Source organism: Paenibacillus sp. MT86, assembly GCF_058792535.1.
In genome coordinates this window covers 6091312-6117990 of the sequence record NZ_CM179499.1, presented here as the reverse complement: position 1 = coordinate 6117990, position 26679 = coordinate 6091312, and the positions used below count along the sequence as shown (strand labels likewise).

The window sequence follows — 26679 nt, the reverse complement described above, 5'->3', positions numbered from 1 at the left end:
AGAAGAAGGGGATTTCTTTATGGGCAGCGAAATAAACAGGCTGCTTGAAATCGTGGAAGATGAGAGGTGATCAGCAATATGGCATTCTTTTACGACTCTCCAAGGGGAGCAGCTTATTCCTGGCTGATTGATTATGCGATGGAGCGGTCGGCGGTATTCGTGCTGGCAAGGCGTGGAGAATTCCGGCTCATGGAGGAAGCCGAGCGTGTGTTTTCGCTGCTTGAGCCTTATCTGATCGAAGAACGCAAGATTAGCGAGCACGATATCATGAAGCGATTGGATGAGGAGACCGTGCGTGGCAACGGGATTGAATACGGAGCGGGCACTTACTATATTTATAAATGCTGCGAGGAAGCCGCTGTTGTGTTGAAGCAGGCGGCGGATGATCTGTTTGCATGGCAGCATCCCCATCTGCCGGAGGATTTGAACTTTTGGGATCAGGATGGACAGGACCTCTTACATCATGTAGCTCATGAACGAATGGGCGGGCTTCAGATCGGCCAAGAAGAAGCCGAGAACATATCGGCCATGGTTCAGGGCCTGTTTCTAAGCCGTCCGCAACATAAGAAATTTGAAGTGTTCTGGCAGGATGTATTGTTCCATAAACCGCGCAAACTTGAAATTTTCGGTTTTGGCATCCAAGAGATTCCTGAAAGCATCGGAGAGCTGAAGGAGCTGAAGGAGCTTATGATCCATGAAAGTTACGTCACCAGACTGCCTGCGGCCCTGTTCGGTCTTACGGAATTAGAGGATTTGACGGTATATACGGAGGATCTGGTGGAGATTCCGGCGGAGATCGGTGATTTGACCCAGTTAAAACGCTTGAATATCGCGTGCGGGAGTTATCATAGACCTACAGATCATGTGATCCGGAGAGAGGAAGTATCGCTCACGCGGGTCCCTCCGGAGATCGGACGATTGAGGTTGCTGGAGCAGCTTAGTATGAATTACACGGGGATTATGGAACTTCCCATGGAGATGGGGCAGCTGCAGAATCTGAGTTTCCTTGACCTAAGCCGAAACCAACTCCAGAGCGAGCCGGAATTCATAGAGAAACTGACGGGACTTTCGTATGTTAATCTGTCGGATAATCGGTATAACCCAAGTCCTCAAAATCAGCATTGGGATGATTACATTGAATAATCGGAGAATAATCTGAGCATCTGGAAAATAATGACCCAGCTAAGAATCCCTCTGAGCTCGCATGGCGAGTACAGGGGGATTTGTGCAGGTATCGCGTTTAGCTTCGGAACTTCATCAAACATTCATCTTCGCACCGTTAATCGTGTGGTTGAAGTCTTTTCGTAACCCAAAATTCTTCTAACCTGATCTCAGCGCACTCCTGACCTCGAAGTAAACGTTTTACAACGAGGTGTTCTTTCGAGCACGAGATTCATTTTTTCAAAATAGTAAATTCCCCAGCGGTTTATGAAGAATGGATTAACAATATTTGCAGTTGGGGTGTGATGTGACATATTGACAGACGGCTCCGATATAACCATAATTAATATTAATTTATAATGATTATAATTAAGTGTTCCATATATAGGAGGGAAACGATATGTACAAATCCGTTATTATAGGCACAGGCCCTGCCGGGCTTACGGCTGCCATTTATCTGGCTCGCGCGAATTTGAGCCCGCTCGTCATTGAAGGTCCGCAACCTGGCGGACAGCTGACAACCACGACCGAAGTTGAAAATTTCCCGGGGTTTCCCGAAGGCATCATGGGTCCTGAGCTGATGGACAATATGCGTCAGCAGGCGGAACGTTTTGGCGCGGAATTTCGTACAGGCTGGGTGAACAGCGTGGAATTTGGAGAGCGTCCGTTCAAGCTGGACGTTGACGGAATGGGCGAGGTGGTTGCCGAGACGCTGATCATCTCTACGGGCGCAACGGCCAAATATCTCGGCATTCCTGGAGAGCAGGACAATGTGGGACGCGGCGTCAGCACTTGCGCAACCTGCGACGGATTCTTCTTCCGCGGGAAAGAGATCGTTGTTGTCGGCGGCGGCGATTCCGCGCTGGAGGAAGCCAACTTCCTGACCCGCTTTGCATCCAAAGTAACGCTGGTTCACCGTCGGGAGGAGCTTCGTGCATCGAAAATCATGCAGGATCGCGCCCGCGCCAACGAGAAAATCGAATGGGCATTGAACCGCACGCCGCAGGAAGTCATCGCGGACGAGACAGGCGTAAAGGGCATCAAAGTGCTCAACAATGAGACCGGCGAAGAAGAGACGATCGCGGTCAGCGGCGTGTTCGTGGCGATCGGCCACCATCCGAACACCGGTTTCCTTGGCGGAAGCATTACGACCGACCCGAACGGTTATATCGTAACGACACCGGGAACATCCGAAACGAATATCCAAGGCGTATTTGCTTGCGGCGACGTTCAGGACACCCGTTACAGACAAGCGATCACGGCAGCGGGAAGCGGCTGTATGGCGGCTATGGATGCGGAGAAATACATCGAGAGCTTGGAACACAGCGCTGTCGTGTTGTAAACTGATAGATAGAGATCGAACCGGCTGTAAGCAGCCCAAATCATGAGTAGAGGAGACTGACCGACCATGGAAAACGTGATTGTATACACTTCGAACAATTGCCCGCACTGCAAACAAGTAAAAGGCTTCTTGTCCGATCAAGGCATCGAGTTTGAAGAGCGCAACATCGAGCAGAACGACGAATTCGCACAGCAAGTATGGGATATGGGCGTTCGCGCGGTACCTCTCACCATCATCGGTGAGCACCGAATTCTTGGCATGAACAAGCTCCAGTTCAACAAAGCGTTGAATCCGGAAGCTTAATCTCATCAGCAGATGGCAAGCCAATCGCTTGCTTATGATAAAAAGCTCCTTCCCGAGGTTCGGGAAGGAGCTTTTTGTGTTGCCGAGCTATGCTGCCACACGTTCGTACAAATCATGTTCACTTGCTGAAAAACAGACTCATGATGAACTGGAATACAACGTATGCGGCCACGCCGGAGCCGAGGAGAATGAAGCCGGCTTTTTTCTTGCCTTGAAAAAAACGCATGATGGCGAGACTGAACAAAGGTGCGATAACTAGGAGACACAGCAATACGGTCACAAACATTTCCGCCGATATTTCCGCAGTGCTTACATAGGTCATTTGAGCGTTTCCTCTCCCTTTAGTATAACGATCACACGTTTCTCACGAAGAGAATCGTGATTTAAATTACAGGATGAGATTAATTATAGCGGAAAATCGCTGGATTTTCCTTAAGATGCTGGTTGCTAATTACGACAAAATATCGTCAATTTTAATGAATCGGCATGGAAACCCGTACCGGGCCAAGAAATTGCGAAATGGCAGAGTAGGCCGCACCGATCATGGTAGAACGGCTGCCCAGCTCCGCAAACCGGATCTCCATCCGCTCGCGGTGGTAAGGTAGTGTGCGCTGGGCAACGACCTGCTGGAGCGTTTCTTCGATCCAAGCCCGGGCGTCGGACAGCGGACCGCCAATGATGACCGATTGCGGATTGAATCCGTTGACAAGATTGGTTATGCCAATGCCGAGATAGCGTCCAAGCTCCTCGAAATGCCGGATCGTATCCTTATGGCCGAGCTCGGCATGATGCACAAGCTCGGATGTCCGCCTGGACGGAAGAACGGCATCTTTGCCGTCGTAGGATTTCTCCGAGGCGTACAGCTCCCAGCAGCCGCGGTTGCCGCAGCTGCATTCCCGTCCCTCGGCTTCGATGGACATATGGCCGCTTTCGCCGGCATATCCGCGGGCTCCCTTATAGAGCTCGCCATTGATGATGATGCCGGAGCCGATACCGCTGCCGGCACTGATATAGAGGAGATGGCGGGCGTCCCGGCCGGCTCCGAAGCGGAGCTCGCCCTGGGCACCCGCGTTCGCTTCATTGTCGATGGTGACGGGGAGTCCGAGCTCGAGCTCGAGCTGCTCCTGCAGCGGAACCATGTCCCATCCCAGGTTGGGGGCGAAGAGGACGGTGCCGTCGCCGTCGACCATTCCCGGGACGCCCACGCCGATCCCGATGATGCCGTACGGGGAGGGAGGGGCCTGACGCATCAGGCCGTGGATCATGCCCACCATCAGCCTCGTCACCGATTCAACGTCGTGCGCTTCAAGCGCCGTGTCCTCTTCGGCAAGGATCCGTCCTTCCAGATCGGTAAGCACGGCGGTTATCTGCTTCACGCGCAGCTCGACGCCGATGGCATACCCGGCTTGTCCGTTAAACAGCAGCAGCTGCGGCTTCCTGCCGCCGCTGGATTCGCCGGGCCCGATTTCCTGGACCAGGTGGTTGCTGCAAAGCTCCTGCACAAGATTGGAGACGGTAGCCTTGTTCAGGCCTGTCAGCTTGGACACCTTCGCCCGGGAGACCGGCGCGTGTTGACGTATCGTATCGAGAATGATGGAAGTGTTTATTTTTTTGACCAGAGCCTGGTCACCGGTAATATTCGTCATGTGTACTCATCCTTTTAGTCTTGCTTTCCTAATCCAGTTAGGCTTGTGAGACTTGATATGCTCATAGTCTAGGGGCAAAGCCGGGAAAATGCAACAGCCCGTAACGCAGCTTAAGTCACGGAATCATTAATGAGCCGGGTCCGGTGGGCGATGTCTTCATCCGAATGTGGAGGAATGGTGTACCCTGGATTAGACGGGGAACATGTCCTTTGCCGCAGGAGCGAAACCGTCACAACGGCAGGCGGAATCGGTTTTGAAAAACTTGTAAAGGAATAACTTTGTTTAACCAATAGACAAAGTGGTGGAGCTGTGATAGGATAACCTTGTAAGCGTTAACCACACCTTAACAAGGTATAGGAGGATTTATTCATGGCCTATTTTAACAACATTAGCAAAGTCGAGTACGAAGGCAGCAAATCGACCAACCCTTATGCTTTTAAATTTTATAATCCGACAGAAGTCGTAGCCGGCAAAACGATGGAAGAGCATCTCCGTTTCGCGATGGCTTACTGGCATACATTGACTGCAGGCGGCTCCGATCCGTTCGGTGCCGACACGGCGGTTCGTCCTTGGGGCAACTACTCCGGCATGGACCTTGCCAAAGCACGCGTTGAGGCAGGCTTTGAATTCATGGAGAAGATGAACCTTCCGTATTTCTGCTTCCACGACGTGGACATTGCGCCGGAAGGCAGCAGCCTGCGCGAGTTCTACAGCAACATCGATACGATCGTGGACTCGATTGAAGACCACATGAAGTCCACCGGCAAAAAATTGCTGTGGAACACGGCCAACATGTTCACGAATCCTCGTTTCATGCATGGTGCGGGCACTACGTGCAACGCCGATGTATACGCTCATGCGGCAGCGCAAATCAAGAAGGGCCTCGAAGTAGGCAAACGCCTCGGCGCCGAGAACTACGTGTTCTGGGGAGGCCGTGAAGGCTACGAGACCCTGCTGAACACGGATATGGGCCTTGAACTGGATAACCTGGCGCGCCTGTTCCATATGGCGGTGGATTACGCGAAGGAAATCGGCTTTGACGCTCAGTTCCTGATCGAGCCTAAACCGAAGGAGCCGACTAAGCACCAATATGACTTCGATGCGGCTACTACGATTGCATTCCTGCAGAAATACGGTCTCGACAAGCATTTTAAATTGAACCTCGAAGCAAACCACGCCACGCTGGCCGGTCATACCTTCGAACATGAGCTTCGCGTAGCACGCATCAACGGCATGCTCGGTTCCCTCGACGCGAACCAAGGCGATATGCTTATCGGATGGGATACGGACGAATTCCCGGTTAACATCTATGACGCTACATTGACGCTGTACGAAGTGCTGATGAACGGCGGCCTCGGCCGCGGCGGCGTGAACTTCGACGCGAAGGTTCGCCGTCCATCCTTCGAGCCGGAAGATCTGTTCCATGCGCACATCGCTGGTATGGATACTTACGCAAAAGGCTTGAAAGTGGCAGCGAAGCTGATCGAAGACCGCGTATTCGAGGACTTCATCGCGAAGCGCTACAGCAGCTTTAATGAAGGCATCGGCGCTGACGTCGTATCCGGTAAGGCTACGCTGGCTTCCCTTGCGGAATACGCGCTGAACAACGAGTCCCCTCGCAAAAACGAGTCCGGACGCCAAGAAATGCTGAAGGCGATTCTGAATCAGTACATTCTTGCGAATTAATTCATAACGGTACGGGTGTTTAAAGCTTGTTCCATGAAATCCAAAACCTTCACCGGCTCCCTCCAGGGATGCCGGTGTACTTATTTCAAACCGGAAACGATGGCGCGAGCGATGGTCGGCAGTCATTGGAGGCATGCCCCGGACCAGACGATGCGTCTAGGGGAGAATGCCAACGATGTTTTCATGTTCGGTTCATGAGGAGACAAAGGAGGATATAGATGAGTTACGTTATCGGAGTTGATTTGGGGACCAGTGCCGTGAAGACCGTGCTGGTGGACCGCAGCGGCACGGTGGTTGCCGAGCATTCGGAGTCATACCCGCTGAGCCAGCCGAAGCCCGGTTACAGCGAACAGCGGCCGGAGGACTGGGTGGACAAAACGGTATTGTCGTTACGACAATTAATGAAAGGAAACAACATACATCCATCCGAGGTTGAGGGATTGAGCTTCTCCGGCCAAATGCATGGTTTGGTCCTGGTAGACGGAGAGGGCGCCGTGCTGCGGCCGGCGATCCTGTGGAACGACACCCGGACAACGGCGCAATGCCGCCGCATCGAGGAGACCTTGCAGGAGAAGCTGCTCGGCATTGCACGCAATCGCGCGCTGGAAGGCTTCACTCTGCCGAAGATTCTCTGGGTTCAGGAGTTTGAGCCGGAAGTGCTCGAACGGGCTGCCCTGTTCCTGCTGCCTAAGGATTACGTGCGTTTCCGCTTGACCGGACAATACGCGATGGACTACTCCGATGCAGCCGGCACGCTGCTGCTGGACGTGGCCGGGAAATCCTGGAGCACCGACATTCTGGATGCTTTCCAGCTGCCGCACACCTTATGCCCGCCGTTGGTCGAATCCTTCGACGAATGCGGCACGCTGCTCCCCGAGATTGCCGAGCAAGCCGCTCTGCTGCCGGAGACGAAGGTGTTTGCCGGCGGGGCGGACAACGCCTGCGGCGCTATCGGCGCCGGCATTCTCGAAGAAGGGCAAACGATGTGCAGCATTGGTACATCGGGCGTGGTGCTGTCCTATGAGGAGCGCCGTGAGGTGGATTTTGAAGGAAAGGTCCATTTCTTTAACCACAGCGAGAAAGACGCTTATTATATCATGGGGGTAACCCTAGCAGCGGGATACAGCCTGACCTGGTTCAAGGATACCTTTGCTCCGGATGTTTCCTTTGACGCGCTGTTAAGCGATATCGGAAATATCCCGGTAGGCAGCGGCGGGCTGCTGTTCACGCCGTACATTGTCGGTGAACGCACGCCCCATCCGGACGCCACCATCCGCGGCAGCTTCATTGGCATGGACGCCGGGCATAAGCTGCCTCACTTTGCGCGTTCGGTACTCGAGGGGATCACGTTCTCTCTCCGCGAATCCATTGATATCCTCCGGGCATCGGGCAAGCAGATCGACCGCGTGATTTCCATTGGCGGCGGAGCCAAGAACGAGACCTGGCTGCAAATGCAGGCGGATGTGTTCAACGCGGAAATCGTGAAGCTGGAAAGCGAGCAAGGCCCGGCCATGGGCGCGGCGATGCTTGCAGCTTACGGCTGCGGCTGGTTCCCAAGCCTTCAGGGCTGCGCGAAGGCGTTTTTGCGTCCGGCACGCTCGTATTCTCCAAACCCGCAAGCGGTTCAGGCCTATGACAAATTGTTTGGACTCTATCAAAGCGTATACGGAGCCACGCGTGAACTTGGCGCGGAGTTGTCCGAATTCCGCGGATAACCTACAGATGTTGAAGAGCAGGTCGGGAAGACATTCTCCCGGCCTGCTTTTTTTTGCGTGAACGCTCCGGACCGCATATACTTGAAGCAGGTTGAAGTCATAAGCAGGTTACGCCGGGGAATGAGGGTTGACCCTATTCGATGAGAAGCGGTTTGGATATCGATTTTCAGGTTCCCTTAATTGGATGGCCTGTGATCATTGTGTAACATCTGCGGCCAATCCGATTAAGGATGGCGCGGAAAGTGTAAAAAAAGAGATGGGGGGGACGTCAATGAAACTGACAGCCGAACTGAAACGCGAGAAAATCGTTGCTATCGTGCGCGGCATTACAAAAGAACAAGCGGGCTTCGTGGGGGAAGGATTAAGCAGGGGCGGAATCCGGTTTATGGAAGTGACGATGAATACGAAGGGCGCTTTACATATGATCCAGGATTGGCGCGCCCGCTATGACGGTGACGTGTATGTCGGCGCGGGTACCGTCCTTGATGTGGAGATGGCCAAGGAAGCGGTCTCTGCGGGAGCCCAGTTCCTGATCTCGCCGAACACGGATCTTTCCGTCATCGAATTTGCCCTGGAGCAGGGAGTCGACGTATGGCCCGGGGCTATGACTCCAACGGAGATCGTTGCGGCGTACGCCGCCGGGGCGGAGATCGTGAAGCTGTTTCCTATGGCAAGCCTCGGCTTGTCGTTTATCCGGGAGCTTCAGGGCCCGCTGAATCACATTCCGCTGCTTGCCACGGGCGGAGTTACGCTGGGCAATCTTCCGGATTATTTTAACGCAGGCGCGGCAGCGGTGGGTTTAGGGAGCGCGCTGCTTCCGAAGGATGCGCTTGCGTCCGGGAATTCGGACGAGATCCAGCGCCGTGCAGCGGCTTTCGTGGAAGCGGCGAAATAGTTACACTTTGTTCATCCTTAACCACGCAGGTTATGTTTTGGAAGCTTACTACATAAGGAATATATAGACAAGTTATGGTATTATTTAGGTAGCTTGGTTATGTCATTGCTGCCGTGTACAGGCACTTGTTGAGGATAGCATCGTGTGTAAGTAATGCATGGTTAGGTTCAAGAAATGGAAGGGAGCGAATCAAGTGAATTCATCGGGGAAGAAGAAAGTAAGGGTAAAAAAGACCGTTTGTGCAGTTACGGCTACGGCCATGCTTTGTTTGGCGCAGCCGGTATGGGGGGATAATTCCGTTCCGGGCAGCGGAGTCGCTGTATCCGAAACGGTAACTTCCGTCGACAGCAGTGGTCAAGCCGGTTCCGAAAGCGTTACGGATAACGAAATACCGAAGGGTGCAAAAATTTCGTCCAAACAGGCGGAAGAAATCGTGAAGAAGGCTTTTCCTGAACTCAAGAATGTAAAGGTGTCGAACGTGCAGTTCCTGGAGAATGACGACATGAGATCAAGTGCGCTTGCATGGGATCTGCAATTGGTGCTGACCAAAGGGAACTCAAGCTCCGGCTTCAATGCCCAGGTCAATGCGGTTACGGGTGAACTTATTCATATCTATCTCCCTAACTCTTTGTTGAAGCAGGATAGTGACAAACCGGCGTTAAACCGGGAAGCAGCCAAGGAGAAGGCGCTGAAATGGATCAGCACCCACGTGTCGGACGTGAAGGCAAGCGAGCTTAAGGAGAATGAAGCGTATCTCGGTATGCAAGCTGCTTTGTTCAGTCCGCCCCGGTTTGATTTTTATTTCCAGACCTCGGTGAACGGAATTGAATCGGATGTGAACAGCATTACGATCACGCTGGATGGACAGGGCAATACGATTCAATATTCCCGCAATCAAGTCAGTGAGGAGTTTCCTTCATCTACGCCGAAATTGAACGAGGCCTCGATCCGCAAATTGTTTGAAGATCAATTCCAAGTATCCTTGGCCTATGTGCCGGAAAATTTATATAACAATGCCAAAGGCGAATATTTTTTAGGTTACATACCTAATGATCTGTCAGGTTATTCAATGGATGCCAATACCGGCAAATTCATCAGTTTCACGGGGGAAGAGAGCGGGCTTGTCTCCGTTGAGGACGGCACGATTCCGGCAACCGAAGAAACCTTTAAGCCGATCGCGGGTCCATTCGCCGGCGGTGATGCGGCAGCCCGATGGGTGGAGTCGCAGATCAAGCTGCCGTCAGGCTTGAAGACAGAATCCAAGAGTCTGGGTACAAGATGGAACAACAAAGAGGTTAAGACGTGGAACATCAGATGGGGCGAACATGTGATCTCTGCCATGGGCGGAGGAGAGATGGTATCCGCAGAGGTGGACGCCAAGACCGGACAGATCTACTCTTACAACCGATATCGTTATGACCGGACCGAAACTGCGGAAGTGAAGAACCCGATTTCGCAGCAGGCTGCGCAGGATCTTGCTTTCAAGACGGTAAGCAAGCTGGTGCCCAATGCTTCCGAGGAATGGAAGCTGACATCGGTTGATAAAATGGGTAAGGACACGAAAACCCTCAACTATCAATTTTCATTCCAGCGCTATGTCAGCGATATTCGCGTCATGGGCGATTCCCTGAACCTCACGATTGAGGCCAACGGGCAAATCCAGGGCTTTAGCGTGAATTCGGAAGGCGTCCTCTCCAAGCTGCCAACGGACGTAAAGCCGGCCATTACCGAGGAGCAGGCAAGAGCCCAGTATTTGAAGGAGATTGACCTGAAGCTGAAATACGGCTATTACGGCGGTTACCTGTCTGCCAATAATGAAATCACCAAGCCTTTCATCAAGCTGATTTATTACCCGACACATAAACAGCAGGCTTTAGGCGGCATGCAGGTACCGCTCGATGCCAAGAGCGGAGAATGGCGCGATATCATGCCGGAAATGAACCGGAAGGATATTCCGCCAGTGACTGACGCGGCGGGGCATTCAGCCGAAGCGGCTCTCAAGGAGCTGGTGAAATATCGGGTATTGGTTCCGGACAAGGACGGCAAGGTGTACCCGGATCGTCAGATCACCCTTGGAGAATGGTATCAGCTGGTAGCGGCTTCGGTTAGCCCGTCCTACGAGCAGGTGTATGGAAGATCCACCATGGATCCGTACGCGGGCCTGCAGCCGGACCATCCGTATTACCAGGCCATCCAAGTGCTGATCGGGCAGAACTGGATTCCGTATGACCCGGACAGCCCGCTGCAGCTGGACCGTAAGCTGACCAGGGATGAACTGGCAAGCTCGCTGACCCGGATTTTGAATTACGAGAAGCTGTCCAAAGCCTTTATTCTTCCAACCGATGTGCAGGGGATATCCGATGCCGACGCCGTGACGAACAAAGGCGCAGCCCTGATCGCGCTCAAGCTGGGACTTCTTCCGGCGGTGGATGGCAAGTTCCTGCCTAATCGCGAAGTGACGCGCGCGGAAGCGGCTGAGGTTCTGGTCCGTATGTCGAAGCTGGCGGGACGAAGCGATTCCTTCTTGTCCTCATTCTATTGGTAGTATTTAATATTCGTGCCCGGTCGACAAAACTAGAACCCTTAAGCCCTGATGTTATGTGTTACAATGATGGTGCATACGGATGAGGAAGATGAAGGGCGGGTGTACCGATGAAACGAAGCCGAGGAACGATCGTTAAATTACTGTTCATAGGGACTTTGGCGGTAACCGTTGCAGCAGTACCAGAACCAGCTAATCTCAGTGATGTCTATGCCACTTCCAACAAAGCGGTCGTGAAGTCGGTCCATGCGATACAGCAGAAACTGCTGACAGCGATGAGCGACAGGCAATCGACGGTGCGTTTTGTTTACCAGGGCGAGACCAAATCGCTGAAATCGCAGCTAAAAGACGCACTTGATCAGGCGATGGCCAGTGATCCTTATATCCATTACACCATCGCCAGCTATAGCTACGACTATCGTGGAACATCCAGTTCCGCCAATGTTACCGTCCGGTTGAGCTATCGCGAGACCGCGGAGCAGACGAACTACGTGAACCAGCATACCGACCGCATTTTGAAGCAGATCATCAAGCCGGGCATGAATGATCATGAGAAGGTGAAAGCCATCCATGATTGGGTTGTCCGCAACTTGAAATACGATACGACGCTTACGAAATATACGGCCTATGACGGGCTTTACACGGGGAGCACGGTATGCCAGGGTTATTCTCTATTAACGCATAAGCTGCTGAAGGAAGCCGGGATTCAGAACAAAATCGTGGAGGGTACGGCTTACGCCTCCGACAATCCGGAGGGCCAGCTCCATGCCTGGAATCTGGTCCTTCTGGACGGCAAATGGTATCACCTGGACACGACGTGGAACGATCCCGTGCCGGATCGTGACAACGAGGTATCCTACACGTATTACCTCCGAACGGATGAGCAGATGGGCCGGGATCATACCTGGGTGAAATCCTATCCGAAGGCGAATACGCTTTACCGCAACACGCTGGCCGGGCTGGCCGCGAAGGATCGTTCGAAAGCGGGAGCATACGAAACGATTAAGAAGGATCTGGAGTATCAGTTATACGATGCCCGCGCCATCGTCAGCTCCCACCTTCAGCTTCAGCCGCTGGTGAAGGCAGCGAAGGCGGAAGGCAGCCGTAAGCTGGTATTCCGGTTTGACGGGAGCGAGCGAGAACTTGTGAGCGTGCTCCAGCAGCTGCAGTTAAAGAACAATCTGGGGTCCATCAAGTATTATCACAATGCTTTTGAAAACACGGGTGATCTTAGAGTGCAGATCATATGGTAGATGTCCGTGCCAAATGAAAAACAGCTTCCTCCCGACAACGGGAGGAAGCTGTTTTTTTTGCATGTTCGTCTTTATTATGATTTGGCATCCGTGCTCAAATCGCACTCATCCAATGGCACGATGCGGCTCTTCTTAATCAAGCGGTAGCCGAACCAGATGGAGAGAAACAACGGAATGCTGACATACGTGGCAATGATCGTTAACCAGTCGATCTCCCCGCTGAAGTTGCCTTGACCGATAATGGCCACGAGACAGAGCAGGAAAGCGAAGATGGGGCCGAAGGGGAACCAGCGCGCACGGAACGGAAGATCCTTCAGGTCCTTGCCTTGGGCAACGTAGGCTTTGCGGAAGCGGTAATGACTCACCGCAATCGCCAGCCAGTTAATGAATCCGCACATCCCGGAGGCGTTCAGAAGCCACACGTAAACGACGCCATCGCCGAAGAAGGAGGCCAGGAACGCCAGCATGCCCACGGCGGAGGTTACGATCAGGGCTGCAACCGGCACACCGCGGCTGTTCAGGCGGCTCAGCCATTTCGGAGCCATGCCCTGCTTCGCCATGGCATACAGGACGCGGGTCGAGGCATACATCCCGGAGTTGCCGGCCGACAGCACGGAGCTGAGAATGACCGCATTCATTACGGAAGCCGCAAACGCAAGGCCGGCTTTCTCAAACACCAGGGTGAATGGGCTGACACCGATATTGTCGACCCCGGATTGAAGCAAGCTCGGATGGGTGTATGGGATCAGCATGCCGATAACAAAAATGGCGAAAATATAGAAGATCAGGATGCGCCAGAAAACCTGACGAATGGCTTTGGGCACATGTTTTCTCGGATTCTCGCTTTCGCCTGCCGCTACCCCGATCAGTTCGGTTCCCTGAAAGGAGAAGCCTGCAGCCATAAACACGCCGACCAGCGCGAAGAATCCGCCGTGTACCGGCCCGTCGCCTAGGCTAAAGTTGCTGAATCCGACCGCTTCGCCGCCAAGAATGCCGAAAATCATCATGACGCCGATGATAAGGAAAACAATGACAGTCGCTACTTTAATGATAGCAAACCAATATTCCGATTCGCCGTATCCTTTGGCGGATAGAATGTTTAAGCCGAACATAATCGCCAGGAACAGAAGGCTCCACAGAAATGACGGGCTGTCCGGGAACCAGAACTTGATTATAACCGTGGCCGCCGCGAGTTCGGCGGCAATGGTAACGGCCCAGTTGTACCAGAAGTTCCAGCCGACGGCAAATCCGAAGGCGGGACTGACAAACCGGGAGGCGTAGGTGCTGAATGAGCCGGAATCCGGAAGATACGTAGCGAGTTCGCCCAGGCTGGTCATCAGAAAGTAAACCATGAGGCCTACGGCGGCATACGCGATAAGCGCTCCGCCCGGACCGGCAGAGGCGATGGCCGTTCCGCTTGCCAGGAACAGGCCCGTACCGATTGATCCGCCAAGGGCGATCATCGTCATATGACGGGCTTTAAAGCTCTGCTTAAGCGAAGCAGCCGGTGCTTTTTTGCGATTCAAGGTCGAACACTCCTTCTATACATTAAGAAATGATATTTAAAATATACCCTGTTAGAACAAAAAGACCGCAGGTCCTATACCTGCGGTCTTGATCGTATCCGCATCATACCCTCCATGAAGATAGCACAACACGGGGAAATCCCCGTGACAGTTCCGTCTCTTTCGACAACGGCCCCAGCACAGGATACAAGAGGATACCCTGCACTTCGGCATTCATGCCTTTCACTGTGCTTCACCGGCTTCTCTTTGCCTCGGCACAACTACTGATCATGTCTGCAACCTCTACCTCATCTTGGAATGATGAGGCTATCTGTATATTCAATTCTAACAAGAGAGTCCTAAGTATAAATCACATTCCATGTCAGAAGCAATGGTTAATTTTTACGGTTCAAGGCGGTTTCCCGCCGAGCGATTACGATTGATTCCGTTTAGCCATTTGCTGCCAGACGGTTCCGGCAGCTTCTTCGCCGGATTCGATGCGCTCCAGCGCCATTCGCGCCTGCAGGCTTACTTCGAATTCCGGATCGTTGGCGGCTTCTTCAAGGGCGGAACGCGCTTCCTCCGTACCGACTTCGTATAGGAAGCGGGCTGCACGCCAGCGAACGATCTTGCTGCTGTCTTTGAGCGATTCGACCATGACCGGGGTAGCGGCGGCATCGCCGATATCGGACAAGGTATCTCCAGCGGTACGGCGAACGGCCGGCGTTTCGTCGCGCATGGCTTCATACAGGAGCTCCATCGCTTCAGGCGTCCGAAGGTCGCCCAAGTACACAACGACGAGCCGGCGGATCTGCATCTTCGGATCCCGAAGCGCTTTGCGAAGCAGCGGAATGTGTTTCTCCGTCGGCTCCAGCGCATCCAGCGCGGCATAACGTACGCGCCAGTCCTCATCCTGCATCGCGGCCTCGGTTTCCTCGTCCGTCAGCTTCCGGCGCTGCTCGACGAAATCCTCGTCGCTGGCACCGTGGGCAATCGCCTGGGCAATGACCTTATCGAGGCGCTCCTGCGGGAATGCGGCTTCCAGCTCCTGCTCCACATCACGGGCGATGTCTTCCAGCTGGCCGTAGCGTACGCCGTACTCCTTGAGTTTGCGTTCCTTGATAAGCGTCGAAGTCCCTACGGCGGCTACGGCTTGGGAGAAGCGCTCCGACAGACCGATACGTTCTTCCTGATTCCCGCTTTTGACACGAATTTGCATCGGAATATTGCGGAAATATTGCACGAACACCTGGGCTTCCCCAAATGCGATATCATCCGCGCCTTCCTTGAGTCCGGCGGCGAGTCCCTCCTGGCCGAATATTTCTTGAACGGCTCCCAGAATGGAAGGCCAATCGGCGTTGCCTTTACGGTCGAGCGCGATGAAATCGAGGGTGTGGAACACGCTCTTTACGCCAGGGATATGGAGCAGCTGCCTGATCCAGGGAGGAGCCGACCGTTCGTTGTCTAGTGTATATGTTCTGCGAATTCCGGACTCCAGGGTTTCGTCAAGATGAAGCATCATGGAGTTCGGGCTCGGTGTTGGTTCAATGAATGTAATTTTCATGGGTTTTTATCGCCTCCTTATCCTCTTATTGTACCTCTTTTCCATGCCAGAAAAAACATCATGCACAGGATTCCAACAAATTGACCGGACTTTGGATAAAAAGAGGAAGGGTTTGTAAAACTGATAATGTTGGATGGAATTCATTCATGTTTTTCAAAGAATTACGGCGAAGGGCGGCACCCCTTGCAGGAAGTCCGAAATACATAAGGGAGGCTAGGCTGTCGATGTACAGGAAGCAGGAGAAAAAGCTTGCGATTCTATGTTTTATCGTGGCGGCCATTATGCTGTACGGGGCCGTGAAAGGATATTTGCGCTACATGCATCATTTTGGATAACACACCCGAGGAGTGAACCTGATGTCATCACTGGATCCAGTACTGATGAGCCGCATACTGACCGGACTGACCCTGTTTGTACATATTGTTCTGGCAACCATCGGCGTCGGGATTCCCATTATGCTGGCTCTGGCGGAATGGAGGGGGATCCGGACGGGGGATGACCATTATACCTTGCTCGCCAGGCGCTGGGCGCGGGGATATGTGATTACCGTGGCTGTTGGCGTCGTGACAGGAACCGCCATCGGCTTGCAGCTCAGCCTGCTGTGGCCCACCTTTATGCGCGTAGCCGGTAAGGCCATTGCGCTGCCGCTGTTCATGGAAACCTTCGCTTTTTTTGTGGAGGCGATCTTTCTTGGCATTTATCTCTATACGTGGGATCGGTTCAAAAACAAATGGACCCATTTGCTGCTGCTAATTCCCGTGGCGATCGGCTCCTCCGCGTCTGCATTCTTTATCACGAGCATGAATGCATTTATGAACCAGCCTCAAGGCTTTGAGCTGGTGGACGGGGTGTTTACGAACGTGAATCCGTTCGTGGCCATGTTCAATCCGGCGACGCCGACCAAGGTGAGCCATGTCCTGGCGTCGGCGTTTACGACAAGCGCTGCGGCGCTGGCCAGCATCGCGGCTTTCAGCTTGCTTCGGGGAAGCAGGCACGTCTATTTTAAGAAAGCGCTGAAGCTTACCGTCGTTTCCACCTTTGTTTTTGCCGTGGCCACCGTGATGATCGGTGACTTTTCCGGCAAATTCCTGGCCAAATACCAGCCCGAGAAACTGGCGGCCGCCGAGTGGCATTTTGAGACGATGACCGAAGCCCCGCTCATTTACGGCGGTTTTCTGGATGAGAATAACGAAATCAAGTATGCGTTAAAGATTCCGTACGCGCTTAGCATACTGGCAGGGAACAGCCCCAGTACGGAGGTCATCGGCCTGAATGAATTTCCAGAGAACGAGAGACCGCCGATGTCCGTGCATTATTTTTTTGATTTGAAGGTGACCAGCGGTGCCGTGATCGTTCTGATTCCTCTCCTGTATATGTTCCGAAGGAAACTTCCTGGCAAAAAGCCTTACCCAAAGTGGCTGCTGCTCAGTATATTGGCTTTAGGGCCTTTATCGATGTCAGCCATATGGCTGGGCTGGTTCCTTGCCGAGATCGGAAGGCAGCCGTGGATTGTGAGGGGATATATGAAGGTATCGGATGCGGCGACCACTTCATCGAGCGTCGGCTGGATGCTGTTGCTGTTTATTCTACTGTATTTGGTCTTGTCCGTATCCGCAATCCGCGTGCTGAGCCAATTGTTCCGGAATAAAAGCGCGGAAGAGGAAATCCGGCTGCTGGGACTCGAAATCGAAGGAGGAGACCGCAAGTGAGCTATGCCATGGTAGCCATAACCGTTCTATGGACGTTCCTGTTCGGCTATTTGCTGGTGGCCTCGATTGATTTCGGCGCCGGGTTCTTCAGCTTCTATAGCGTGCTTACCGGACATGAGAACAAGATCCACAATATCATCCAGCGATATCTGTCCCCCGTTTGGGAAGTGACCAACGTGTTCCTGATCTTTTTTGTGGTCGGACTCGTCGGATTCTTTCCCGATGCCGCGTATTATTATGGCACCGCGCTGCTTGTCCCGGGCAGCTTGGCGCTCGTGCTGCTCGCCATCCGAGGCGCTTACTACGCCTATCATACGTATGGCAGCCAGACGGGCAACAATATCGTATACATGGGACTATACGGAGCGACGGGGCTGCTCATTCCTGCCGCCTTGTCGACGATATTGGCCATATCCGAGGGCGGCATCATCTATATGGACGGCGGGAAGGTGGAGCTTCACTGGTACACGTTCTTCACGAATCCGTACACGTGGTCGGTCATTCTGCTTGCCCTTGTCAGCGTTCTGTACATCTCGGCGATGTTCCTGTCCTATTACGCGCAGCGTGCCGGGGATGAGGTGGCGTTCGGTGTGGTCCGGGGTTACGCGCTGGGGTGGAGCGGGCCGACGATCCTGGCTTCGGTGTTCGCGTTTTTCCAGATCAACCATCAGAATCCGGTCCATTTTGGGCAAATGCTGGATATCGCCTGGATGTTTATCGCGTCGTTCGTCTGCTTTGTCATCGCGGTATACCTCGTGTGGAAACGCATCCGCCTTGGCATCGCATTTATCATGGTCATGCTTCAATTCGCTTTTGCCTGGTACGGATATGGTCGCTCGCATCTGCCGTACATTCTCTATGATTACATCCACATTGATGAGAGCATCACCAACGATACGATGGCCATCGCTTTGATTACCGCGTTTATTCTCGGCTTTTGCGTGCTGGTGCCTTCCCTGATCCTGCTGATGCGATTGTTTTTGTTCGATGCGAACTACATTCGCGGCAAATCCGCGAAGAAGGGGTGAGGCAAGTGGAGGACTTCGGCATTTTCATAGCACCGCTGCTCACGGTATTGGCTGCCGTAGCCTTTATGGCGATTTACGTTGTCAAGTATAAAGACCCTTCGGATTGAGGATGGACAAAATAAAGCCGGGCTGTTTCGCCAAGAATCATTCGGTGTAAAAAGAACAACAAAGCGCAAAGTTGAGCGGATAGCTCAATACGGGTAAAATACAGGGTAATGGAAGGAGGAGGCTGCATGCCAAGAATTCGCTATAACAATATCGATAACGTCAGCACGGACAAAACGCTTAAACAGTTCAAGCAGTGGCGCGACGAACGTCGTCAGAAGAAGAAGGATTATTCCTACTGCATTCCGAACCTGACGCCGGATCTTCAGTATTTGCATAGCAACCGGCACGAAACCTCCGTTACCTGGATCGGGCACGCCACGTTCTTCATTCAATACGAAGGCATGAATATTGTGACTGATCCCGTATGGGCGCGGAGAATGGGGTTTAATAAGCGCCTTGGGGAACCTGGACTTCCCATTCATGAGATCCCCCCGATCGATGTCATTTTGATATCGCATTCCCACTATGACCATATGCATGTTTCCTCGATCCGTAAGCTGTACCGTGCGGACACCACCATCATTGTACCGGTTGGTCTGCGTCGGAAAATGATCAATAAAGGCTTTCGCCGCGTGATCGAACTGCAGTGGTGGGAATCGGTCGCCATAAAAGGCGTGAAATTTTCCTTCGTGCCGACACAGCATTGGACGCGGCGCACGCCGTTTGATACGAATACGTCCCATTGGGGAGGATTCGTGATGGAGCCCGTGCTGCAGGATGGAAAGACGGATTCGAGTTCTTCCGATGAATCGCCGTGCAATAACGAACCCGTCGCAGAGGACGGCACGCGACTGCTTCCGCCGAATTTGTATTTTGCGGGAGACAGCGGTTATTTCGAGGGTTTTAAGCTGATCGGCGAACGGTTCAACATTCACCTCGCTTTGATGCCGATCGGGGCATACGAGCCGGAATGGTTCATGACGTCCCAGCACGTCAATCCGGAAGAGGCGCTGCAGGCGTTTCAGGACGTGAAGGCGGAGACGATGATTCCGATGCATTACGGGACCTTCAAGCTGGCCGATGATACGGCCAGGGAAGCGCTGGACCGGATGGAAGCGGAACGAAAGCGGCTCGGGATTGCCAAGGAGCGGATTCGCGTCTTGAAATACGGGGAAACCTTCAAGGTTCAGCCGGAACGAAGAAGCGTGACTTCGTAACAGAAACCCGGAAGCGATTCCGATCGGCATACCCATTACAGACTGCCTAAGAAGGCCCGAAAGGTCGTATAACCTTTCGGGCCCATTTATTAGTTGCTTCTAATCGTCATCGTTTTGGCCAAATGCCGACCGCTCTTGCGGCAGAGCGTTATTCTTAGCCAACTGCATGGGATCGTCAATCGATTCCCGGTGAAGTCTATGGTAAGACAGCGGTCCGGTCCGACTGGTTTCTTCTAATTAATAGAAAAGCCTCGGTTCTATGAAACTTGGTAAAAGGTAATCTATGATCGTCGGCCTCCTGTAGCTGGTCAGCATGAAATGGCCCATGCAGGAGGTTATATTTGTTTAAAACCGTTTTATATCATCCAGAAGCTTCGATAACCGCCGTACTTATGCTATAATGTGCTGAAACCAATAGTGATAAAGGATGGTAATGCTTAATGATCAGTACAAGCGGCGTAACGCTCCGCTATGGCAAACGAGCACTATTTGAAGATGTCAATATAAAATTCACCCCGGGCAACTGCTACGGCCTCATCGGCGCTAACGGGGCGGGTAAGTCTACATTTCTGAAAATCCTCTCCGGCGAGATTGAACCGAACTCAGGCGAGGTTCATATGACTCCCAACGAACGGATGGCGGTTCTGAAGCAGAACCACTATGAATATGACCAGTATCCGGTTCTGGAGACGGTCATCATGGGTCACGCCAGACTGTATACCATCATGAAGGAGAAGGATGCGCTGTATGCAAAAGCCGATTTCTCCGAAGAAGACGGCATGCGTGCGGGTGAGCTGGAAGGCGAATTCGCCGAGCTGAACGGATGGGATGCCGAGCCGGATGCGGCTGCGCTCTTGATCGGCCTCGGTATTCCGCGTGAGCTGCACGACAAGAAAATGTCGGAGCTGAGCGGCAACGAGAAGGTCCGCGTTCTCTTGGCCCAAGCCTTGTTCGGCCGGCCGCATAACCTGCTGCTCGATGAGCCTACCAACCACTTGGACCTCGAATCGATTCAGTGGCTCGAGAACTTCCTGATGGATTATGAAGGCACCGTTATCGTGGTATCCCATGACCGTCACTTCCTGAACAAGGTATGTACGCATATTGCGGATATCGATTTCGGTAAAATTCAGTTGTATGTCGGCAACTACGACTTCTGGTATGAATCCAGCCAGCTGGCCCTCGCGCTCCAGCGCGAATCCAACAAGAAGAAGGAAGAGAAGATCAAGGAGCTTCAAGCCTTCATTCAGCGCTTCTCCGCGAATGCTTCGAAATCGAAGCAAGCGACATCCCGGAAGAAGCAGCTCGATAAAATTACGCTGGACGATATCCGTCCATCCAACCGTAAATATCCGTTCCTCAACTTCAAGCCTGAACGCGAAGCCGGCAAACAATTGCTGACCGTGGACAGCCTGACGAAGAGCGTGGAAGGCGAGAAATTGCTGGACAACGTGAGTTTTGTTGTGAATAAAGGCGACAAAATTGCGTTTGTCGGGCCAAACGGCTTGCCGAAAACGACCTTGTTCCAGGTCATCACCGGCGAAACCGAAGCGGAAGCCGGCGAATACAGCTGGGGCGTAACCACGACCCAAGCGTATTTCCCGAAAGACAATTCGGCTTATTTCGACGGAGTCGACCTGAATCTCGTGGAATGGCTGCGCCAATATTCCAAGGATCAGGACGAAACGTTCCTGCGCGGATTCCTTGGCCGCATGCTGTTCTCAGGGGAGGAAGCGTTGAAGAAAGCCAGCGTATTGTCCGGAGGCGAGAAGGTTCGCTGCATGCTGGCCAAAATGATGCTGAACGGCGCGAACGTGCTGATCTTCGATGAACCGACGAACCACTTGGATCTGGAGTCCATCACGGCGCTCAACAATGGCTTGATCGATTTTGACGGAACGATTCTGTTCACCTCGCATGACCATCAGTTCATTCAGACGATTGCGAACCGGATTATCGAGATTACGCCTAACGGCATCATCGACCGCAGCATGAGTTATGACGAGTATCTGGAGAGTGAAGAGATCAAGGGGCTTCGCGAAAGCATGTACCCGGTTGAAGTTTAAAAATTTAGCAGCGGGATGATGGCGACAAGCTGTCATCCCGCCTTTTTATTCAATAAAAATGCTGCACCTCCCGGGTATGGGAGGTGCAGCATTTTTTGGCGTGCGTTACGGATCGGTTCTTTACGAACCGCCGGTACGACGACGCTGGTTGTTTGGTTTTTTGTTATTTTGGCTTTTCATTTTTTGCGCTGAACCGGCTTGGAATTGTCCCGGCTTGTTCGCGGATGTATTTTGCTGTTTCTTTTGTTCCAGCTTTTGCTTGATCGCATCAGCCAAATTCACTTTGCGTGGCTCATTATTCTCGGGCATAGGAATCACCCTCCTCTTCGTGTTCGCTTGTCCTCATTTTATTCGTTTTTAAATCGTCCGGCAAGGGTAACAATGATTAATACCATTTTCTACGTCCATGGTTCTTTGACCGAAGCAATTATGTTTCCCTAGACCCACACGAATGACCTTTGCTAGGATTAAATATGGATAATGATGGATATCGCTTAAAGCCTGCACGGAGCAAGCAAAGGAGAGACGTATATAGTGAATGCCTATGATAACATCAAACAAGGGGAGCGCGGGGCCTGGATCAGCATTGCGGCATACCTCGTGCTGTCATCGTTTAAAATATTCTGTGGATATTTGTTTGCATCCAGTGCTTTGCTCGCCGACGGTTTTAACAACCTGACGGATATCGTGGCATCGCTCGCCGTATTGATCGGGCTGCGAATTTCCCAGAAGCCGCCGGATTCCGATCATGCATACGGGCACTTGAGGGCGGAGACGATCGCGGCGCTGGTGGCCTCCTTCATCATGGCTGTCGTGGGCATCCAGGTGCTGGTCGAAGCCGTCCGTTCTTTTTTTGAAGGCTCCAAGGAAGTGCCGAATGTATGGTCTGCCGGCGTGGCCGGCATCTGTGCCGTTGCGATGCTGGGCGTATATCGTTACAATCGGAACCTTGCGCGGCGCATCGATAACCAGGCGCTGATGGCAGCGGCCAAGGATAACTTGTCCGATGCGCTCGTCAGCGTTGGGGCCGCTGTGGGCATCATCGGCGCACAATTCGGCCTGCCCTGGCTGGATACCGTGGCGGCTGTAGCGGTTGGCGTCATTATTTGCAAAACGGCTTGGGAAATATTCAGGGATTGTACCTATAGCCTCACGGATGGTTTTGATGAAAACCGTTTGTCTGATTTGCGCAGCACCATTGCCCGTACGCCCGGTGTCGAGGGAATCAAGGATATGAAAGCCCGAATCCACGGCAATCATGTACTGGTGGATGTCGTTATCGAGGTAGACCCGGATATCAGTGTTTTGGAGGGCCATCAGATCAGTGACCGCATCGAGGAGCAGATGGAGAAGATTCACAATATTATGAGCGTCCATATTCATGTGGAGCCTAAGGGATCCTCCTAAGGGATACCGAATGTGCAGGTATACAAATGGCAGGCCAAGATTCTCTTGACCTGCCATTTAACATGCCGGGGTACATGAAGGATCATGAAGCCCGATAGCCATACACGATTACTCTACATAAATCCAAGCTTTACCGAGCCATGTATATACTTCAACCCATTCCCCGCCAAGCATGACATCGTAACGATTGCCGGTTGTGTCGAGCTTTTGCGGAGCCAAGGCACCAAGCTTTTCGCCGTTTGGAGCGTTATAGAAGTAAGTTTTGCTTGTAAGCTCAATCATCGGCGTCGGTACGATCACGACTTCTTCAGGTTTGATGATCGGGTCTTCCACCGAGATCGGAGCCGGTCCTGAAGTGTTGGAGACCGTACCGTTAATCGGATCCGCGCTTGCTACGGCGGTTAGGGACAGGGTGAGTGCTAGGGCTGCAGTAATGCTTAGTGTTTTTTTCATGGAATGATTCCTCCTTGGGACCGAAGTAGTATTTGACAATATCGTAATAACCACCATTTGGATGTTTTGAACCAAGAAAGTTGGGTACAATTCTCAAATCGTGACAAGTTTCCAGGATTCCTATATACTTTGGGGATGGGAAAAGCCCTGCTCCAGCAGGGAAATCCTTAGGGAGGAGGGATCTTTGGATGGTACGCCGAAAGAAACGAACCGGACGATTCCTATTGGCAATACTTGTCTTGTTGCTTGTGATCATCGGTGCGGCAGTCTGGTTTGTTTATCCTACGCAATCCCTGGACATGCGCTATCGATCCGTTGATTTCAAGGACAAATTGATGACCATGGTGTCGAACCGGGATACCCGCATGAAACTAAGCACGGAGGAAGTCGGGGAACTCAGCAAGAAGAACATGGTAAAATATATGAGCACGCATGACCTTGGCGTCGATATAACCGGTGCCGATTTCTTAATGAACGGTACCACCATGACAGCCCGCATGAACGGAAAATGGGGCGTATTGCCGTTTGGAGCCGTCCTGCGCTTCCAGATGTCAGCCGAGGGAAGCTATCTTCACCTGACGCATGAATCGACAACGATTCGTGGCGTTGAGATTCCGCTGAATGTGTTCCGGCTTGACCCCATTCAAATTTCGCTGAAGGACTATTTGCCGGATTTGGTAACCGTGAAGAATGTTAAGTTTCTGTCCGATGGCCTGGAATTGAACTTTACGATGGATTGGATGTCGATTCCTTCGTTGTTTAAGTAAAGCAAGAGAATCGGCTAAAGACTCAGACAAGGAAATGATGTCTGGGTCTTTTTGCATTTTCTTTCATGAGACGGCATTATTTTCAGAAAATAATTATGAAAAAAATATATATGTAAACATTGACACTGAAATCATCCCCTACTATAATCAGTAAATGTTTAGAAATAAATGTTTTAGTACTAAAGTATTTAGAGGCGAAGGAGAGGGTGTCTCTATTGAAGGAGTGCTGGACCATTAAAGGAGTGTAAAAAAATACATGTCCATGCGGAATGAAATTCTGGAGTTGGAGATGCTATTTAAGAAGATGCTTCGGACTGTGCAGAATGAATGGCAGAAGGAGGGGTTCCCTAAACTGGGGAGAACCCAGTACACCGCCTTGGAGAAGCTCCACGAACAGGGTGCTTTGAGATTGTCTGACTTGGCGGATTCCATTCATGTGACGTGCGGTGCGGTCACGGGCATATCCGATAAATTGATCGAAGGCGGATTCGCGCGCCGCGTAAGGGATACAACCGACCGCAGGGTCATCCATCTGGAGATTACGCCGCTCGGGCGGGAGCTGATCGAGCAGTTGGCCAATAAACGCGCTGAGCTTAGCGGTTTGTTATATGGTTTTCTAACAGATGAAGAGGTTAAACAGTTGAGTTCCCTGTACCGCAAAATTTTGACGAATGTTGAGTATATCCAAGGTCAGCTGTCCACATAGAACAAACATGCTATTGATATGAACGAACTTACTTAGAAAGAGAGTGAAAGCTTCCGATGAATACCCATACTGCTGCTCGCCCCGGCGAGCCTGTCAAGAAAGGCCCCATCATTGCCGCATTAATGATTGGCGCTTTTGTCGCCATTCTTAACCAGACTTTGATGAATGTTGCTCTGCCGAGCATCATGGAAAATTTAAGCATCAAACCGACGGTAGCCCAGTGGCTAACCACAGGCTTTATGCTGGTGAACGGGGTGCTGATTCCCGTTACCGCCTACCTGATTGCGCGATTCTCGACCAGGCAGCTGTTCATCAGCGCCATGACGCTGTTTACGATCGGCACCTTGCTGTGTGCCATCAGCCCTAACTTCGCATTTCTTCTAACCGGACGCCTCGTTCAGGCAGCGGGTGCAGGAATTCTCATGCCGCTTATGACTGTCGTATTTCTGAACATTTTCCCTATTGAGAACCGCGGTAAAGCCATGGGGATGATGGGGATCGCCATGATTTTTGCTCCTGCGATCGGACCTACGCTTTCCGGATATATCGTGGAGCATTACGATTGGCGGGTGCTGTTCTACATGATCCTGCCTTTCTCCGTTATCGCTACGTTAATCGGGGTCTTCTTCCTTAAAAACGTGACCGAGGTCAGCCGGCCCAAGCTGGACATGATCGCCATCATTTTGTCTACCCTGGGCTTCGGCGGCTTGCTCTACGGCTTCAGTGACGCCGGGAACGACGGCTGGTCCAGCACGCCGGTTGTGACGACCCTTGCGGTCGGCACGGTTGCCCTCATCCTGTTTGTATGGCGGGAAATGAAGGCCGACAATCCGATGCTGGAATTCCGTATATTTAAGTACAACATGTTTACGTTGACGACCTTGATCAATGTCATCGTCACGATGGCGATGTATGCCGGGATGATCCTGCTGCCGATTTATCTGCAGCAAATTCGCGGGTTTACGCCGGTGGAATCCGGTCTGCTCATGCTTCCCGGCGCCATTCTGATGGGAATTATGTCACCCATCACGGGCGCGATATTCGATAAGGTTGGCGCAAGATGGCTGGCTGTTATCGGTCTGGCGATTACGGTCATTACGACGTGGGAGTTCAGTAATCTGACCGAAACGATGTCTTACGGCCAGATCATGATTATCTATACGGCCCGCATGTTCGGGATGTCGATGCTCATGATGCCGATACAGACCGCGGGACTGAATCAGCTGCCGCGGAGCTTGAACGCCCATGGTACGGCCATGTCGAATACACTCCGCATGGTTTCCGGCTCGATCGGAACCGCGATTCTCGTTACCGTCATGTCCACCCAGGCGGAGAGCCGAGGAGAAGCCTTGATGCAGTCGGGGCTGTTCGATCCGAAGAATCAGGCCGACCTGCTTAAGCTGGGCAACGAAGCAACGATTTATGGCATTAACTATGCCTTTGTTATTGCCACCTGGATCAGCGTGGTTTCCTTGATTCTGGCTTTCTTCATCAAGAAGACGAAGCCGGCGGAAGAGCCGAAGGCAGCCGGAAGCCGGGAGGCCGCAGCAACGAACGCTTAGGCCGCCTCAAATTCAAGCACGCCATAAAAAGGGTGTCCCATCCGTTTAACAACGGAGGGACACCCTTTTTCATGTTCCTATGTGTATATTCAATGCACGGGCTT

General features: G+C 52.4%; 23 protein-coding genes and 1 riboswitch. Of the genes, 17 read left to right on the top strand and 6 right to left on the bottom strand.

Going from position 1 to position 26679, the window contains the following annotated elements; translation table 11 throughout:
• The first annotated feature begins 78 nt into the window (after nt 1-78).
• From AC3RCL_RS27950 to AC3RCL_RS27940, 3 genes are all read left to right on the top strand, one after another.
• Nucleotides 79-1143 carry a leucine-rich repeat domain-containing protein gene (locus AC3RCL_RS27950; protein WP_492533219.1) on the top strand — a complete coding sequence of 355 codons (1065 nt, stop codon included), beginning with the start codon at nt 79-81 and terminating at the stop codon, nt 1141-1143.
• Nucleotides 1144-1561: 418 nt separating this feature from the next.
• On the top strand, nt 1562-2503 hold the full coding sequence (gene trxB / locus AC3RCL_RS27945; protein ID WP_015737504.1) for a thioredoxin-disulfide reductase: 942 nt from the start codon (nt 1562-1564) through the stop codon (nt 2501-2503).
• Between the two features lie 66 nt (nt 2504-2569).
• Nucleotides 2570-2806 (top strand): glutaredoxin family protein, encoded by a 237-nt coding sequence (locus AC3RCL_RS27940; RefSeq protein ID WP_006212730.1) that lies wholly within the window; start codon nt 2570-2572, stop codon nt 2804-2806.
• Between the two features lie 118 nt (nt 2807-2924).
• Here the strand turns inward: AC3RCL_RS27940 and AC3RCL_RS27935 are convergent, their stop codons facing one another.
• Nucleotides 2925-3128 carry a hypothetical protein gene (locus AC3RCL_RS27935; protein WP_015737503.1) on the bottom strand — a complete coding sequence of 68 codons (204 nt, stop codon included), beginning with the start codon at nt 3126-3128 and terminating at the stop codon, nt 2925-2927.
• A 151-nt stretch (nt 3129-3279) separates the two neighbouring features.
• Nucleotides 3280-4452 (bottom strand): ROK family protein, encoded by a 1173-nt coding sequence (locus tag AC3RCL_RS27930; protein WP_036663851.1) that lies wholly within the window; start codon nt 4450-4452, stop codon nt 3280-3282.
• Nucleotides 4453-4821: 369 nt separating this feature from the next.
• On the opposite strand from AC3RCL_RS27930, the gene xylA reads away from it, so the two are divergent.
• The 5 genes from xylA (at nt 4822) to AC3RCL_RS27905 (ending at nt 12543) form a co-directional block, all read left to right on the top strand.
• Nucleotides 4822-6138: a xylose isomerase gene (xylA, locus tag AC3RCL_RS27925; protein WP_015737501.1), complete on the top strand. Its 1317-nt coding sequence runs from the start codon at nt 4822-4824 to the stop codon at nt 6136-6138.
• 218 nt (nt 6139-6356) lie between these two features.
• Complete coding sequence (xylB, locus tag AC3RCL_RS27920) at nt 6357-7853, top strand: xylulokinase (protein WP_492533215.1); 1497 nt, start codon at nt 6357-6359, stop codon at nt 7851-7853.
• A 271-nt stretch (nt 7854-8124) separates the two neighbouring features.
• Entirely contained in the window at nt 8125-8748 is a 624-nt protein-coding gene (locus AC3RCL_RS27915) for a bifunctional 4-hydroxy-2-oxoglutarate aldolase/2-dehydro-3-deoxy-phosphogluconate aldolase (RefSeq protein ID WP_015737499.1), read from the top strand.
• Between the two features lie 193 nt (nt 8749-8941).
• Nucleotides 8942-11293 (top strand): YcdB/YcdC domain-containing protein, encoded by a 2352-nt coding sequence (locus AC3RCL_RS27910; protein WP_492533212.1) that lies wholly within the window; start codon nt 8942-8944, stop codon nt 11291-11293.
• Between the two features lie 107 nt (nt 11294-11400).
• Nucleotides 11401-12543 (top strand): transglutaminase domain-containing protein, encoded by a 1143-nt coding sequence (locus AC3RCL_RS27905; protein WP_145040967.1) that lies wholly within the window; start codon nt 11401-11403, stop codon nt 12541-12543.
• Between the two features lie 74 nt (nt 12544-12617).
• Here AC3RCL_RS27905 and AC3RCL_RS27900 read toward each other — a convergent pair whose 3' ends face one another.
• Nucleotides 12618-14069, bottom strand: a complete 1452-nt coding sequence (locus tag AC3RCL_RS27900) for an amino acid permease (protein ID WP_015737496.1) — start codon at nt 14067-14069, stop codon at nt 12618-12620.
• A gap of 113 nt (nt 14070-14182) precedes the next feature.
• Nucleotides 14183-14362, bottom strand: a riboswitch (Lysine riboswitch).
• Nucleotides 14363-14481: 119 nt separating this feature from the next.
• Nucleotides 14482-15612, bottom strand: coding sequence for a virulence factor (locus tag AC3RCL_RS27895; protein ID WP_015737495.1), 1131 nt, complete (start codon nt 15610-15612; stop codon nt 14482-14484).
• A 356-nt stretch (nt 15613-15968) separates the two neighbouring features.
• Here AC3RCL_RS27895 and AC3RCL_RS27890 point away from each other — a divergent pair, with 356 nt between their 5' ends.
• The 5 genes from AC3RCL_RS27890 to AC3RCL_RS27870 all read left to right on the top strand — a co-directional run bounded on the left by AC3RCL_RS27890 (nt 15969) and on the right by AC3RCL_RS27870 (nt 21680).
• Nucleotides 15969-17321 (top strand): cytochrome ubiquinol oxidase subunit I, encoded by a 1353-nt coding sequence (locus tag AC3RCL_RS27890; RefSeq protein ID WP_433941460.1) that lies wholly within the window; start codon nt 15969-15971, stop codon nt 17319-17321.
• Nucleotides 17318-18349 carry a cytochrome d ubiquinol oxidase subunit II gene (locus tag AC3RCL_RS27885; protein WP_492533209.1) on the top strand — a complete coding sequence of 344 codons (1032 nt, stop codon included), beginning with the start codon at nt 17318-17320 and terminating at the stop codon, nt 18347-18349. The genes AC3RCL_RS27890 and AC3RCL_RS27885 overlap by 4 nt, the downstream gene beginning before the upstream one ends.
• A 5-nt stretch (nt 18350-18354) precedes the next feature.
• Entirely contained in the window at nt 18355-18456 is a 102-nt protein-coding gene (gene cydS / locus AC3RCL_RS27880) for a cytochrome bd oxidase small subunit CydS family protein (RefSeq protein ID WP_015737491.1), read from the top strand.
• 126 nt (nt 18457-18582) lie between these two features.
• Nucleotides 18583-19614, top strand: coding sequence for an MBL fold metallo-hydrolase (locus AC3RCL_RS27875; RefSeq protein ID WP_096776941.1), 1032 nt, complete (start codon nt 18583-18585; stop codon nt 19612-19614).
• 440 nt (nt 19615-20054) lie between these two features.
• The gene (locus tag AC3RCL_RS27870; RefSeq protein WP_009594043.1) at nt 20055-21680 is read left to right on the top strand and encodes an ABC-F family ATP-binding cassette domain-containing protein; all 1626 of its coding nucleotides are present in this window, start codon (nt 20055-20057) and stop codon (nt 21678-21680) included.
• Between the two features lie 120 nt (nt 21681-21800).
• Here the strand turns inward: AC3RCL_RS27870 and AC3RCL_RS27865 are convergent, their stop codons facing one another.
• Entirely contained in the window at nt 21801-21989 is a 189-nt protein-coding gene (locus AC3RCL_RS27865) for a hypothetical protein (RefSeq protein ID WP_009594046.1), read from the bottom strand.
• A 222-nt stretch (nt 21990-22211) separates the two neighbouring features.
• Here AC3RCL_RS27865 and AC3RCL_RS27860 point away from each other — a divergent pair, with 222 nt between their 5' ends.
• Nucleotides 22212-23087 carry a cation diffusion facilitator family transporter gene (locus AC3RCL_RS27860; protein ID WP_433942010.1) on the top strand — a complete coding sequence of 292 codons (876 nt, stop codon included), beginning with the start codon at nt 22212-22214 and terminating at the stop codon, nt 23085-23087.
• Between the two features lie 108 nt (nt 23088-23195).
• Here AC3RCL_RS27860 and AC3RCL_RS27855 read toward each other — a convergent pair whose 3' ends face one another.
• Nucleotides 23196-23540 carry a hypothetical protein gene (locus AC3RCL_RS27855; protein WP_009594133.1) on the bottom strand — a complete coding sequence of 115 codons (345 nt, stop codon included), beginning with the start codon at nt 23538-23540 and terminating at the stop codon, nt 23196-23198.
• Nucleotides 23541-23728: 188 nt separating this feature from the next.
• On the opposite strand from AC3RCL_RS27855, the gene AC3RCL_RS27850 reads away from it, so the two are divergent.
• The 3 genes from AC3RCL_RS27850 (at nt 23729) to AC3RCL_RS27840 (ending at nt 26575) form a co-directional block, all read left to right on the top strand.
• A complete protein-coding gene (locus AC3RCL_RS27850) occupies nt 23729-24307 on the top strand; it encodes a hypothetical protein (RefSeq protein ID WP_492533205.1) in 579 nt (192 codons plus the stop codon).
• A gap of 256 nt (nt 24308-24563) precedes the next feature.
• Nucleotides 24564-25013 carry a MarR family transcriptional regulator gene (locus AC3RCL_RS27845; protein WP_009594042.1) on the top strand — a complete coding sequence of 150 codons (450 nt, stop codon included), beginning with the start codon at nt 24564-24566 and terminating at the stop codon, nt 25011-25013.
• 56 nt (nt 25014-25069) lie between these two features.
• Nucleotides 25070-26575, top strand: a complete 1506-nt coding sequence (locus tag AC3RCL_RS27840) for a DHA2 family efflux MFS transporter permease subunit (protein ID WP_015737485.1) — start codon at nt 25070-25072, stop codon at nt 26573-26575.
• The last annotated feature ends 104 nt before the right edge of the window (nt 26576-26679 follow it).